Raw genomic sequence first — 12,899 nt, 5'->3', positions numbered from 1 at the left:
CTTCCGCTTCGGCTCGCGAGCCGGTGTGACCGGCGTCCGGGGCGGCTTGATGTCACCGGTGCGGGCAGCAACCGGTCCCGGCCGGGGTCCAGTTAACAGCCCGATAACTGAACGCGTCTGTCGTTGTCCGGTCCCTTGACACCCCCGCCGGGACCGGGGACTCTTCAACACATCACTGGTGGGAGCGCTCCCACAGTACCTGACACATACACAACCCGCACGTTCCCCGCCCGAGCCTTAAACGCGTAAAACGGTCCGACACATGCAGTTGGCCGGGGGGTCGGCACGTCAGGGCAACAGGAGGACGACATGCGAGCACGCATCCGAACCGCCCGCAAGGCGATGGTCGTGGCGGCCGTCGCGTCGCTGGGCGCCGGGCTGCTGGCCGGCTGTGCCGACGACGGCAAAGACGACGGCTCCTCGTCGGGTGGCAGCGGCGGTGGCGGCGGCAAGACGAAGATCACCCTGGGGCTCTTCGGCACCTTCGGGTTCGAGGAGGCCGGGCTCTACAAGGAGTACGAGAAGCTCCACCCGGACATCGACATCCAGCAGACGGTCGTCGAGCGGAACGAAAACTACTACCCGACGCTGGTCAACCACCTGACCACCAACAGCGGTCTCCAGGACATCCAGGGCGTCGAGGTCGGCAACATCGCCGAGATCGTCAAGACGCAGTCCGCGAAGCTGCTGGACCTCTCCAAGTACGGCAAGAAGAGCGACTACCTGGAGTGGAAGTGGCAGCAGGGCACCACCGAGGACGGTCAGACCGTCGGCCTGGGCACGGACGTCGGCCCGATGGCCATCTGCTACCGCAAGGACCTCTTCGAGAAGGCCGGTCTGCCCACCGACCGCGAGGAGGTCGCCAAGCTGTGGGCCGGTGACTGGAACAAGCTGGTCGAGGTCGGCGAGGACTACAAGAAGAAGGCGCCGAAGGGCACCACCTTCCTCGACTCCCCCGGCGGTCTGCTCCAGGCGATCCTCAGCAGCGAGAAGGACCGCTTCTACGACTCCTCCGGCAAGGTCATCTACAAGTCGAACCCGGCCGTGAAGGCCGCCTTCGACCTCACCGCCAAGGCGGCGAAGGACGGACTGATCGGAAACCAGACACAGTTCCAGCCCGCCTGGGACACCACGATCGCCAACAGCAAGTTCGCCGCGATGTCCTGCCCGCCGTGGATGCTCGGCTACATCAAGGGCAAGTCGAAGCCGGAGGCCAAGGGCAAGTGGGACGTGGCCGCGTCGCCGAAGTCCGGCAACTGGGGCGGTTCCTTCCTGGCGGTTCCCAAGTCGGGCAAGAACGCCGAGGAGGCCGCGAAGCTCGCCGCCTGGCTGACCGCTCCCGAGCAGCAGGCCAAGCTGTTCGCCGTGCAGGGAAGCTTCCCGAGCACCCCGGCCGCCTACGAGTCGGAAGCCGTGAAGAACGCCAAGAACGAGATGACCGGTGACGCGCCGATCGGCACCATCTTCGCCGCGGCCGCCAAGAGCAGCCCGGTGCAGACCATCGGCCCGAAGGACCAGATCATCCAGCAGGGCCTGACGGACAACGGCGTCATCCTCGTCACCCAGGGCAAGTCGCCCAAGGAGGCGTGGGACACGGCCGTCAAGACCATCGACAACAACCTGGACCAGTGACCGGAATGGCGACCAGGCACGACACCGCCGCGCCCCCCGTGAAGGAGGGGGGCGCGGCCCCGGGCCGCCCGCCGGCCGATGACGAGGCGGCGAACAAGAAGCGCGCCCGGCTCTCCCGCCGCTGGCAGCGCGACATGCGGTGGAGCCCGTACGCGTTCGTCTCGCCGTTCTTCCTGCTCTTCCTCGCGTTCGGCCTGTTCCCGCTGCTGTACACGGGCTGGGCCTCGCTGCACCAGGTGGAGCTGACGGCGCCCACGGACATGAACTGGGTGGGCCTGCGCAACTACACCCGTATCTTCGACGACGACTTCTTCTGGAACGCGGCGAAGAACACCCTGACCATCGGCATCATCTCCACGGTCCCGCAGCTGCTGATGGCCATGGGCCTGGCGCACATCCTCAACTACAAGCTGCGCGGCTCCACTTTCTACCGCGTGGTGATGCTGGCGCCCTACGCCACGTCGATCGCCGCCGCCTCGCTGGTCTTCGTGCTGCTCTTCGGCCGCGACTACGGCATGATCAACTGGGTGCTGAACGCCGTGGGCTTCGACCACGTCGACTGGCAGAACGACAAGTGGCCGTCCCAGATCGCGGTGTCCAGCATCATCGTCTGGCGCTGGACGGGCTACAACGCGCTGATCTACCTGGCCGCGATGCAGGCGATCCCCCAGGACCTGTACGAGTCGGCGGCGCTGGACGGAGCCAGCCGCTGGCGGCAGTTCCTCCACGTCACGCTGCCCTCGCTGCGTCCGACGATCCTGTTCACGGTCGTGGTGTCGACCATCGGCGCCTCACAGGTGTTCGGTGAGCCGCTGCTGTTCGACGCGAACAAGGGCGCCTCCGGCGGATCCCAGCACCAGTTCCAGACGCTCGGCCTGTACCTGTACGAGCAGGGCTGGGTCAACCAGCACCTGGGCCGCGCCTCCGCCATCGCCTGGACGATGTTCCTGATCCTCATCGTGATCGGGGTCGTCAACTACGTCATCTCGCGCCGGCTGCGCGCCAGTAGCTAAGGAGAACCGGCCGTGACGACGACCCTGACGAAACCCCCGGCCGACGCGGTCCCCGAGCCGCCGAAGCGGTCACGTGGCATGAAGGCGGCACGCGCGGGCGGGCAGTTGCACGCCGGCCCGGTGGCCTACGTCATCCTCGCCCTGTTCACCGTGATCTCGCTGTTCCCGCTGGTGTGGACGGCGATCGCCGCCTCGCGCGACAACCAGCGGCTGGCCCAGACCCCGCCGCCGTTCTGGTTCGGCTCCGGTCTCTTCGACAAACTCGAAGTGGCCTGGACGGACGCCAATCTGGGCGAGGCGTTCCTCAACACCACGCTGGTGGCCGGCATCTCGTCGTTCACCATCGTGTTCCTGTCGACGATCGCCGGCTTCGCCTTCGCCAAGCTGCGCTTCAAGGGCCGCGGCGCGGCGATGCTGATCGTGATCGGCACGATGATGGTGCCGCCGCAGCTCAGCATCATCCCGCTGTACATGATGGTCGCCAAGCTCGACTGGACGGATCAGCTCCAGGCGGTGATCTTCCCGTCGCTGGTGAGCGCGTTCGGTGTGTTCTTCATGCGGCAGTACCTGATCCAGGCGCTGCCGGACGAGATCATCGAGGCGGCCCGGGTGGACGGCGCGAGCAGCTGGCGCGTGGTGTGGCACGTGGTGTTCCCGACCGCGCGGCCCGCGATGGCCGTTCTGGGCATGCTGATGTTCGTGCAGACCTGGAACGACTTCCTGTGGCCCTTCCTGGTCCTGACCCAGACCGGCAATCCGACCGTGCAGGTGGCCGTGGCGGGCCTGGGACGCGGCTATACGCCCGACCAGTCCCTGATCATGGCCGGCGCGCTGCTGGGCACGCTGCCGCTGCTGATCGTCTTCGCGATCTTCGGCAAGCAGATCGTCGGCGGCATCATGCAGGGCGCCGTGAAGGGCTGAGTCCTGCTTCCCGGGGGTCGAGCCATTGCCGCCTCGGCCCCTTTCCTCCTCCCCCCATCCGCTCGTCGGTCCACACGACCCCTTTTGGGAGCGCTTCCATGCCTGACTCCGAGAACCCGGCCACTCCCGTGACCTTCCCGCCCGCCTTCCTGTGGGGCGCGGCGACGTCCGCGTACCAGATCGAGGGCGCGGTGCGGGAGGACGGCCGTACGCCGTCGATCTGGGACACCTTCAGCCATACGCCGGGCAAGACCGCCGGTGGTGAGACCGGTGACATCGCTGTCGACCACTACCACCGCTACCGCGAGGACGTGGCGCTGATGGCGGAGCTGGGCCTGGGGGCCTACCGCTTCTCCGTCTCCTGGTCGCGGGTGCAGCCGACCGGCCGGGGCCCGGCCGTGCAGAAGGGTCTGGACTTCTACCGCCGGCTGGTGGACGAGCTGCTGTCCAAGGGCATCAAGCCGGCCGTCACGCTCTACCACTGGGACCTGCCGCAGGAGCTGGAGGACGCGGGCGGCTGGCCGGAGCGTGACACGGCGTACCGGTTCGCGGAGTACGCGCAGATCGTCGGCGAGGCGCTGGGCGACCGGGTGGAGCAGTGGATCACGCTCAACGAGCCGTGGTGCAGCGCCTTCCTGGGCTATGCCTCCGGGGTGCACGCCCCGGGCCGTACCGACCCGGCGGCCTCGCTGCGGGCCGCGCACCACCTGAACCTGGCGCACGGGCTGGGCGCGTCCGCGCTGCGGTCGGTGATGCCGGCCCGCAACTCGGTCGCGATCAGCCTCAACTCCTCGGTGGTGCGGCCGCTTTCGCAGGACCCGGCGGATCTGGCGGCGGCCCGCAGGATCGACGACCTGGCCAACGGCGTGTTCCACGGCCCGATGCTGCACGGCGCCTACCCGGAGTCGCTGTACGTGGCGACGGCGAGCCTGACGGACTGGGACCACGTGCTGGACGGCGACCTGGAGCTGATCAACCAGCCGCTGGACGCGCTGGGCCTCAACTACTACACGCCCGCGCTGGTCTCGGCCGCGGACGCGTCGGCGAAGGCGCCGCGCGCCGACGGGCACGGGGCGAGCGACCACTCGCCGTGGCCGGCCGCCGACGACGTCGCCTTCCACCAGACGCCCGGCGACCGTACGGAGATGGGCTGGACGATCGACCCGACCGGCCTGCACGAGCTGATCATGCGCTACACCCGGGAGGCGCCGGGCCTGCCGCTGTACATCACGGAGAACGGCGCGGCCTACGACGACAAGGTCGACTCCGACGGCCGGGTGCACGACCCGGAGCGGGTCGCCTACCTGCACGGCCATCTCTCGGCGGTCCGCCGGGCGATCGCCGACGGCGCGGACGTGCGCGGCTACTACCTGTGGTCCCTGCTGGACAACTTCGAGTGGTCGTACGGCTACGGCAAGCGTTTCGGAGCGGTCTACGTGGACTACGCGACGCTGGAGCGCACGCCGAAGACGAGCGCCCAGTGGTACGGCCGGGCGGCGCGGACCGGCTCGCTGCCCGAGGTGGAGGCCGTCTGACCGACGGGGGAAGGGGGCGCGGCACGCTCGGGGGGAGCGCCGCGCCCCACTCCGTCCGGGACGGCTCAGCCCTTGTTGGCGCCGAGGGTGAGACCGCTGACGAACTGGCGCTGGAGCGCGAAGTAGACGATCAGGGTCGGGATCGCGGTGAGGAGGGCTCCGGCGGCGACCAGGTTGGGGTCGGTGAAGTACTGGCCGGAGAGGTTGTTCAGCGCCGAGGTGATGGGCATGTTCTCGCCGGTGGAGATGAGCACGATGGCCCAGAAGAAGTCGTTGTAGATCCAGATCGAGAGCAGGGTGGCGAGGGCGGCCATGGCCGGCTTGCACAGGGGAAGCACGATCTGCCAGTACAGCCGCCACACGGAGGCGCCGTCGACGAGGGCGGCCTCGGTCAGCTCGTGGGGCAGGGAGCGCATGTAGTTGCTGAGCACGAAGGCGCAGAAGCCGGACTGGAAGGCGACGTGGATGAGGACCAGGCCGAGGGCGGAGTCGTAGAGCTTGCCGCTCATGGTGATGCCGGGCAGGTCGATCAGCAGGTAGAGCCGGTACAGCGGGGTGATGATGACCTGCTGGGGCAGCAGGTTGCCGGCGGTGAAGACCAGCAGCAGGAACAGGTTGAGGCGGAAGTCGAAGCGGCTGACGTAGAAGGCGACCATCGACGACAGCAGCAGCGTCAGCAGCACGGCCGGGACCGCGATGATCAGCGTGTTGCCGAAGTAGTGCAGCATGTCCGACTGCTGGAAGGCGCCTGTGAAGTTGTCGAAGGTCAGCTTGTCGGGCCAGGAGACATAGCCCCTGGTGCTGGTCTCGCCGTAGGGGCGCATCGCCGCGAGCAGCGCCCACAGCAGGGGGGCGAGCCAGGCCAGCGCGGTGACGACGAGGAAGGTGTGCAGCAGGATCCGGGCGGGGCGGATCGGGGTGCGCTGCGTGCGCGGGGCACTCAGGGCGCTCGGGGAGCTCATGCGCGCCGCTCCTTCCGGAAGGTGGCGATCAGGTAGGGGATGATCACCGCGAGGGAGATCACCAGCAGGACCACGGCGATCGCGGAGCCGTAGCCGATGCGGCTGGACTCGCCGATGATGTTGTTGGTGACCAGGATCGACAGCAGCTCGGTGCCCTGGGCTCCCTTGTTGAACACGAAGACCAGGTCGAAGGCGCGCAGTGCCTCGATGATGGTGACGACCAGGACGACGGTGTTGGTGGGGCGCAGGGTCGGGAAGATGACGTTCTTGAACGTCTGCCACTCACTCGCGCCGTCCAGGGCGGACGCCTCGCGCAGGGCCGGGTCGACGCTCTTGAGGCCGGCGAGGTAGAGGATCATCATGTAGCCGGCGTGCCGCCAGGACGCGGCGACGAGGATCGCCCAGAGGTTGAGGTCGGGGTCGCCGATCCAGTCGATGTAGTGGCCGGGCTTGTTGGCGCCGATGACGCTGTTGATCAGGCCGGTGTCGGGGTTGTAGATCAGCTGCCAGACGAAGCCGATGACCGCCAGCGACATGACGACCGGCAGGAAGAACGCGGTCTGGTAGACGCGGCTGAAGCGGATCTTCTTGTCCAGTTGCACGGCCAGGAACAGGCCGAAGGGGGTGGGCAGCAGGATGAGCACCACGAACCAGATGACGTTGTGCTCGACGGCGGGCCAGAACTGCGGGTTGCTGGTGAACAGCTCCCGGAAGTTCTGCAGGCCGACCCACCTGATGGAGTCGAAGCCGATGCCGTCCCAGGTGGTGAAGGCCAGCGCGATCGAGGCCAGCGCGGTCAGCCACACCAGGACCACGTGCAGGATCGTCGGCACCCCGGCCATCAGGCCGAGCGTGATCCGGTCGCGGCGGGTCAGCAGACGCCGGTGTCCGTGCGGCGTCTTGGCGGTTCGGGACGTGGGGGCGGGCCCCGGAGCCGGCGGGGTGGCCGACTCCGGAGCCTTCGCGGGGGTGGCAGTCATGTCAGATCCGAGTCGTCGAGTCTCCGTTTCCGGTCAGGAGGAGGCGAAGATCGTCTTCTTCTGTCGTTCGATCGACGAGAGGATGCTGTCGATGTTCTTCGGGTTGCGCACGAAGTTCTGCAGCGCGGGCTGCATCACCGTGGACGTGAAGTCCGGGCGGGAGTCGCGGTCCATGAACTGCGTCAGGCTCTTCGCTCCGGAGATCATCTCGTAGGACTTCTTCTGGAGCGCCGTGTACGAGGAGGTGTCGGCCTTGGTGGAGGCGGCCACCACGCTGGAGTCGGCCTTGAGGTAGATCTGCTCGGCCTCGGGCGTGCCCAGGTACTCCAGGAGCTTGACGGCGCCGTCGTGGTTCTTCGGGGCCTTGGAGAGCATGAAGCCGTCGGTCGGGGCCTCGACGGTGTCCTGCCCGAACTGCGGGTCGATCTCCGGGAAGGCGAAGAAGTCCAGGTCGTCGAGGTCGGCCTTGTTGGTGAACTGCTGGCCGACGAAGGTGCCCAGGAGGTACATGCCGGCCTTCTTGGCCACCAGCGTCTGCGCCGCGTCCTGCCAGGTGCGGCCGACCGCGCCGTCCTGGTGGTAGGGCAGGATCTCCGTCCAGCGGTCGAAGACCTTGCGCACCTTGGGGTCGGTCCAGGAGGCCTTGCCGGCCATCAGCTCGACGTGGAAGTCGTAGCCGTTGGTGCGGAAGTTGATCTGGTCGAAGGTGCCCATCGCGGGCCAGGCGTCCTTGTCGCCGAAGGCGATCGGGACCAGCCCGTCCTTCTTCATCCGCTTGCACAGGGCGACGAAGTCGTCCCAGGTGGTGGGGACCTTGTAGCCGTGCTGGGCGAAGACGCTCTTGCGGTAGAACATCGCCCACGGGTACGTGTACAGCGGCACGAAGTAGTACTTGCCGTCCTCGCCCTTGCTGAGCTTCTTCATGGCCTCGGGGAAGTTGCCACCGATCTTCTGCCACACGTCGTCGATCGGCGTGGCCAGCTTCTTCGAGGCGAAGAACTGCATGCGGTAGCCGGCGAACCAGGTGAACACGTCGTCCGGGGTGCCCTGGAGGTAGGAGTTGATCTGCTCCTGGAACGTGTTGTGGTCCTTGGTGTTCACGTCGACCTTGATGCCGGACTTCTTCGTGAAGGCGGCGTAGATCTCGGCGAACGCCTTCTTCGGCACGGCGTCGGAGGAGTTGGAGCCGAGACTGACCGTCTTCGGGTCGGCGGACGAGCCGCTGCCGCCGCAGGCGCTCAGCAGGGGTATCCCCGCGCCGAGCAGGGCCGCGCCGCCCACGCCGCGCAGCAGGGTGCGGCGGCTGGGAGCGGTGAGGGAGAAACCGGAGGGAGAGAGGTCGTGCATGGACGGCTCCTGAAGGCAGGGTTCGGCCACGGGGGTGTGGCGTGATTCCCGTCTTAATCGACCAGAAATCAACTTGACCGAACACGGTGGCGCAATGACAGCCGCATGTCCGGTCATGCGTCAAGAGCCGTCCCCTTCATTTGTCGAAACGTGACCGACACGTGAAGACCCTCACGAGAGCGGTCAGTGGGTCCGGGAGCGGTTGTATACGGCAGCCAGTCCGCGGGGGCGGCGGCGTCGTAGCTGGCGGTGCCCTCCGCGCGCGGGGGCGCGGCCGTCCAGCTGGAGCCGGATGCGCACCTCGGTGCCGCCGAGCACCGAGGAGCCGATCCGCACGTCCCCGCCGGTGGACTCCGCGAGCCGGCGCACGATGTCCAGGCCGAGCCCGGTCGAGCCGTCGCTGCCGGAACCGCGGCCCCGTGCCATCGCCGCCTCGGGGTCGGCTATGCCGGGGCCCGCGTCGGAGACGAGGACGATCACCGCGTCCTCGCCGTTGTGCACGTCGACCGCGAACGCGGTGCCCTCGCGGGTGTGCCGGAAGACGTTGCCGAGCAGCGCGTCGAGCGCGGCGGCCAGGTCACCGCGGGCCACGGGTATGCGCACCGGCCGGTCGGCCCCGGCCACCCGCCAGGTGCGGCCCTCGTCCTCCGCGAGCGCGGACCAGAACGCCATCCGCTCCCGGACCACCTCGGCCGCGTCGCACCCCGCGCCCGGACCGGCCGCCGCCGTCTGGGGCTTGGCCTCGCGCGCCGTACGGATGATGGTGTCGACCTCGCGCTCCAGCTGCTCCACCGCGCTCCGGGTCTGGTCGGCGGCCGGTCCCCGCCCCAGCGAGGCGGTGTTCAGCCGCAGCACGGTCAGGGGTGTCCGCAGCCGGTGGGAGAGGTCGGCCGCCAGCTCCCGCTCGTTCGCCAGGAGCTGGACGACCTGGTCGGCCATCGAGTTGAACGCGACCGCCGCGAGCCGCAGTTCGGGCGGTCCCTCCTCCGGCACCCGGGCGCCCAGGCGGCCCTCCCCCAGGTCGTGCGCCCCTTCGGCCAGGCGCTGCGCGGGCCGGACCATGCGGACGCCCAGCCGGTCGGCGACCGCGACCGAGCCGAGGATCAGCGCTACCCCGACCGCGCCGAGCACCGCCCAGGCCGTGCCGACGCCGTTGGTGACGTCGGACTCCGGCACGTACACCTCGACGACCGCGATCCTGCCGGTGCTGAGCGCGACCGGCTGGAGCAGGGCCGAGCCGCCGGGGACTGCGGCGGTGGAGGCGCGGCCCAGCTTCCGCACGGTCTCGACGTCCTGATCGGCGGCGCGTGGCCGCCCCAGCCGCAGGGCGTCCCGGCCGTCGCCCGCGGGGAGGTGCACGGCCATCCCTGCGTCGGAGCCGGCGGAGGCGACGACGCGCTCCAGCTGGTCGCGGTCGGTGGTGATGGACAGGGCGGGGGCGACGGCCGCGGCCTCCCGCTCGGCGCCCGAGAAGGCGCGGTCGCGGGCCATCTCGCGGATGACGAGCCCGAGCGGCACGGCGAAGGCGACCACGACCATGGTGGTCACCGCCAGCGCCACCTTGACCAGGGCCCACCTCATCGCGGCGCTCCCGCCCCCGGTGGTTCGAGCTTCACACCGACGCCCCGCAGGGTGTGCAGATACCGCGGGTCGGCCGCCGTCTCGCCCAGTTTCCTGCGCAGCCAGGACAGATGGACGTCGATGGTCTGGTCGTCGCCGTAGGACTGCTGCCACACCTCGGCGAGCAGTTCCTTGCGCGGGACGACGACGCCGGGCCGGCGGGCCAGGAAGGCGAGCAGGTCGAACTCGCGGCGGGTGAGGTCCAGGCGCGTGCCGTCCAGCTCCGCCCGGCGGCGCAGCGGGTCGACCGTCAGGCCGCCGACCCGGAGCGCGGGGGCCGGTTCCCCCTCTGTGCCGCCGGAGCGGGCGCGGCGCAGCACGGCCGCCATACGGGCCGACAGGTGCTCGACCGAGAACGGCTTGGTGAGGTAGTCGTCCGCTCCGGCGTTCAGCAGCCGGACGATCTCCGTCTCGTCGTCCCGGGCCGTGGCGACGATCACCGGGACGTCGGTGATCCCGCGCAGCATCTTCAGGGCCTCGGACCCGTCGAGATCGGGCAGTCCGAGGTCCAGGATCACCACGTCGAAGCGGACATGGGCGACCTCGCGCAGCGCCTCCAGCGCCGTCCCGACGCTGCGCACGGTGTGGGCGGCGTCGGTCAGGTGCCGGATCAGCGCCGAGCGCACGAACGGGTCGTCCTCGACCACGAGCACACTTGCCATGCGCCGCACCGTACGCCATCTCGAACAGCCGGGTGCGGGCCTGTGGACAACTCCCCGGCTGGTGACAACTTGCCCTTGGAGGAACCCGATTGTGGACAACGCCCGGGACGCGTGAGGCAGTATGGCCGGCGATGCGCAGAGGACTCGTCCACACACTGGCCTGGCTGCTCGCCACGGGCGCGGCGGTCACGCTGTCGTGGTGGGGTGTCCACACGGTGATGGCGGGAACGGCCTACGACCCGCCGCGCGCCCTGCCCGTCAAGGCCGCCGACACGTCGTCCACGCAGGAGCCGAAGGCGCCCGCCCCACCGCCGGAACGGACACGTCCGCCGAAGCCGCGCGAGGCGGGCACGCCTGCGGCGTCCGCGTCCGCGAGACCGGGCCCCTCCTCCACGCCCTCCCCCACGCCCTCTCCCCGCACCGCCCCGGCCGCCGCCTCCGGCCGGGTCGAGGGCTATGACACCGAAGGCGGCCGGGCCGTTTTCGACCTGGGGAAGACCTCCGCCTCCCTCGTCTCTGCGACGCCCGGGGCGGGCTGGTCGATGCAGGTGTGGAAGACGGAGTCGTGGATCCGCGTGGAGTTCGCCTCGGGCGCGGACCGGGTGTCGGTGTTCTGCACCTGGCACGACGGACCGCCCCGCGTGCAGATCGGGACCTACTGAGTGCCCTGCGCGCTCAGCGATGCCCGTCGGCGTCTGTCCGTGCCGTCGGCGGTCATCTGAACACCGAAGGCGGCGGGGCGGGTGACGCCACCGCCGCGAGGTCCGTGACGGGCGCGGCCCCGCCGGTGAAGTCCCTGAGCGCCCTGCCGTGTTCGACGCGGGCGGGATGCGGGTCGGAGGCGGCGAGGCGGGTCAGCTCGGCGACGGGCAGCGGGTGGTCGCAGGCGACCAGCACGGCGTTGCCGAAGCGCTTGCCGCGCAGCACCGCCGGGTCCGCGACCAGTGCGAGCTGCTCGAAGCGGGCCGCGGCGGTGGCGACCTGGCCGCGCAGGTGGGCGAGCGGCGGCCCGTCGGCGAGGTTGGCGGCGTACACACCGCCGGGCTTGAGGGCCCTGCGCACGTCGTCGAGGAACTCGGTCGAGGTCAGGTGCGCCGGTGTCCGGGCTCCGCTGAACACATCGGTGATGACGAGGTCGGCCCAGCCGTCGGGCACCTTGGCGAGGCCCTCGCGGGCGTCGGCGGACCGCACCCGGATGCGCGCCTGGGGATCCAGCGGCAGTTCCCGGCGGACCAGCTGGACGAGGGGGCCGTCCCGTTCGACGACCTGCTGGGTGGAGCGGGGCCTGGTGGCGGCGATGTAACGGGCGAGGGTGAGGGCCCCGCCGCCGAGGTGCACCGCGTGCACGGGCCGGCCGGGCGGGGCGGCGAGGTCGATGACGTGCCCGAGGCGGCGCTGGTACTCGAAGGACAGGTGGGACGGGTCGTCCAGGTCGACGTGGGACTGCGGGGCCCCGTCGATCACCAGGCTCCAGGCCCGGGCCCGCTCGCGGTCGGGTATCAGCTCGGCGAGCCCGCCGTCGACGCTCTCGACGACGGCCTCCGCACCGGCCTGTCGGCGCCGGCCGCCCCTGGACTTTCCCATGGGGCCATTATCGGGGTGGGCGGCTGAGCGGAACGTCCGCGCCGACGGCTTCGGACGCGCCGGTGGCCTCGGACACGCCGGTGGCCTCGAACGCGCCGTCGCCCTCGAACGCGTCGGCGAGCCTGGACGCGTTAGCGACCTCACCCGCTCCGCCGGCCCGGGAGACTCCGCCGGTCCGGGACGATCCGCCGCCCGGGACACTCCACCGGCCCGGGACACTCCACCGGCCCGGGAGACTCCGCCGGCCCGGGAGACTCCGCCGACCACAGCCACTTCACCCGCCCCGAACACTTCACCGCCCCGGCATCACGAGCCCCAACGGCAGCCGCGGCCTCAGCGGCAGCTGTCCGCCGCTTGGATCATCCGGGCCGCCTCCCCCAGGGCCTCACGGAGCACCGCCGGGTCGGTCGCGAGGTCCGCCTCGCCGGGCGGCAGCAGCCAGTCCGAACCCTCCACGGGGGGCTCGGGCGCCCGTGCCGGTCCGTGCCCCTCGGTCCGCGTGCACGTGCTCCCCGGCACGTCCCACGCGGCGGCCGTCCCCGGCGGCACCAGGAAACCGAGGGTGTCGCCGCCGTCGTGCAGCACGGGCCCCACCGCGTCGGCCGGTCCGCGCCGCAGGATGTCGACCGCCTCCAGCCCCTGC

12 protein-coding genes are annotated in these 12,899 nt (G+C 70.2%); 5 read left to right on the top strand and 7 right to left on the bottom strand.

From position 1 onward, the window contains the following. The first annotated feature begins 309 nt into the window (after positions 1–309). The 4 genes from AB0I06_RS29000 (at position 310) to AB0I06_RS28985 (ending at position 5,101) form a co-directional block, all read left to right on the top strand. Positions 310–1,632, top strand: a complete 1,323-nt coding sequence (locus tag AB0I06_RS29000; RefSeq protein ID WP_363121787.1) for an extracellular solute-binding protein — start codon at positions 310–312, stop codon at positions 1,630–1,632. A gap of 5 nt (positions 1,633–1,637) precedes the next feature. Continuing rightward, positions 1,638–2,645, top strand: coding sequence for a sugar ABC transporter permease (locus tag AB0I06_RS28995; protein WP_363121878.1), 1,008 nt, complete (start codon positions 1,638–1,640; stop codon positions 2,643–2,645). Positions 2,646–2,657: 12 nt separating this feature from the next. Then, positions 2,658–3,566 (top strand): carbohydrate ABC transporter permease, encoded by a 909-nt coding sequence (locus AB0I06_RS28990; RefSeq protein ID WP_062927022.1) that lies wholly within the window; start codon positions 2,658–2,660, stop codon positions 3,564–3,566. A 98-nt stretch (positions 3,567–3,664) separates the two neighbouring features. Beyond that, positions 3,665–5,101, top strand: a complete 1,437-nt coding sequence (locus AB0I06_RS28985; RefSeq protein WP_363121786.1) for a GH1 family beta-glucosidase — start codon at positions 3,665–3,667, stop codon at positions 5,099–5,101. Positions 5,102–5,166: 65 nt separating this feature from the next. Here AB0I06_RS28985 and AB0I06_RS28980 read toward each other — a convergent pair whose 3' ends face one another. The 5 genes from AB0I06_RS28980 to AB0I06_RS28960 all read right to left on the bottom strand — a co-directional run bounded on the left by AB0I06_RS28980 (position 5,167) and on the right by AB0I06_RS28960 (position 10,672). Further along, on the bottom strand, positions 5,167–6,063 hold the full coding sequence (locus AB0I06_RS28980; protein WP_363121785.1) for a carbohydrate ABC transporter permease: 897 nt from the start codon (positions 6,061–6,063) through the stop codon (positions 5,167–5,169). Next, entirely contained in the window at positions 6,060–7,043 is a 984-nt protein-coding gene (locus AB0I06_RS28975) for a sugar ABC transporter permease (protein ID WP_363121784.1), read from the bottom strand. Before AB0I06_RS28975 ends, AB0I06_RS28980 begins: the two co-directional genes overlap by 4 nt. 33 nt (positions 7,044–7,076) lie before the next feature. Continuing rightward, entirely contained in the window at positions 7,077–8,390 is a 1,314-nt protein-coding gene (locus tag AB0I06_RS28970) for an ABC transporter substrate-binding protein (protein ID WP_363121783.1), read from the bottom strand. 183 nt (positions 8,391–8,573) lie between these two features. Then, a complete protein-coding gene (locus AB0I06_RS28965; RefSeq protein WP_363121782.1) occupies positions 8,574–9,971 on the bottom strand; it encodes a HAMP domain-containing sensor histidine kinase in 1,398 nt (465 codons plus the stop codon). Further along, positions 9,968–10,672: a response regulator transcription factor gene (locus AB0I06_RS28960; protein WP_363121781.1), complete on the bottom strand. Its 705-nt coding sequence runs from the start codon at positions 10,670–10,672 to the stop codon at positions 9,968–9,970. Before AB0I06_RS28960 ends, AB0I06_RS28965 begins: the two co-directional genes overlap by 4 nt. Positions 10,673–10,803: 131 nt before the next feature. On the opposite strand from AB0I06_RS28960, the gene AB0I06_RS28955 reads away from it, so the two are divergent. Next, positions 10,804–11,334 carry a hypothetical protein gene (locus tag AB0I06_RS28955; RefSeq protein WP_363121780.1) on the top strand — a complete coding sequence of 177 codons (531 nt, stop codon included), beginning with the start codon at positions 10,804–10,806 and terminating at the stop codon, positions 11,332–11,334. A 52-nt stretch (positions 11,335–11,386) separates the two neighbouring features. On the opposite strand, the gene AB0I06_RS28950 is transcribed toward AB0I06_RS28955, so the two are convergent. Both AB0I06_RS28950 and AB0I06_RS28945 read right to left on the bottom strand, forming a co-directional pair. Further along, on the bottom strand, positions 11,387–12,256 hold the full coding sequence (locus AB0I06_RS28950; protein ID WP_363121779.1) for a fused MFS/spermidine synthase: 870 nt from the start codon (positions 12,254–12,256) through the stop codon (positions 11,387–11,389). A gap of 333 nt (positions 12,257–12,589) precedes the next feature. Continuing rightward, a partial coding sequence (locus AB0I06_RS28945; protein WP_363121778.1) for a hypothetical protein occupies positions 12,590–12,899 on the bottom strand: 310 nt, incomplete at its 5' end.

Origin of the sequence: Streptomyces sp. NPDC050674 (genome assembly GCF_040654575.1) — a bacterium.
Lineage (GTDB): Bacteria > Actinomycetota > Actinomycetes > Streptomycetales > Streptomycetaceae > Streptomyces.
Note: the sequence above shows the minus strand (reverse complement) of the source record. Positions and strands in the feature narration are given on the sequence as shown.

Excerpts from the sequence above, each read along its gene's own strand:
- AB0I06_RS29000 (WP_363121787.1), top strand. The coding sequence starts at position 310 with ATGCGAGCACGCATCCGAACCGCCCGCAAGGCGATGGTCGTGGCGGCC.
- AB0I06_RS28995 (WP_363121878.1), top strand. The coding sequence starts at position 1,638 with ATGGCGACCAGGCACGACACCGCCGCGCCCCCCGTGAAGGAGGGGGGC.
- AB0I06_RS28985 (WP_363121786.1), top strand. The coding sequence starts at position 3,665 with ATGCCTGACTCCGAGAACCCGGCCACTCCCGTGACCTTCCCGCCCGCC.
- AB0I06_RS28980 (WP_363121785.1), bottom strand. The coding sequence starts at position 6,063 with ATGAGCTCCCCGAGCGCCCTGAGTGCCCCGCGCACGCAGCGCACCCCG.
- AB0I06_RS28975 (WP_363121784.1), bottom strand. The coding sequence starts at position 7,043 with ATGACTGCCACCCCCGCGAAGGCTCCGGAGTCGGCCACCCCGCCGGCT.
- AB0I06_RS28970 (WP_363121783.1), bottom strand. The coding sequence starts at position 8,390 with ATGCACGACCTCTCTCCCTCCGGTTTCTCCCTCACCGCTCCCAGCCGC.
- AB0I06_RS28965 (WP_363121782.1), bottom strand. The coding sequence starts at position 9,971 with ATGAGGTGGGCCCTGGTCAAGGTGGCGCTGGCGGTGACCACCATGGTC.
- AB0I06_RS28960 (WP_363121781.1), bottom strand. The coding sequence starts at position 10,672 with ATGGCAAGTGTGCTCGTGGTCGAGGACGACCCGTTCGTGCGCTCGGCG.
- AB0I06_RS28955 (WP_363121780.1), top strand. The coding sequence starts at position 10,804 with ATGCGCAGAGGACTCGTCCACACACTGGCCTGGCTGCTCGCCACGGGC.
- AB0I06_RS28950 (WP_363121779.1), bottom strand. The coding sequence starts at position 12,256 with ATGGGAAAGTCCAGGGGCGGCCGGCGCCGACAGGCCGGTGCGGAGGCC.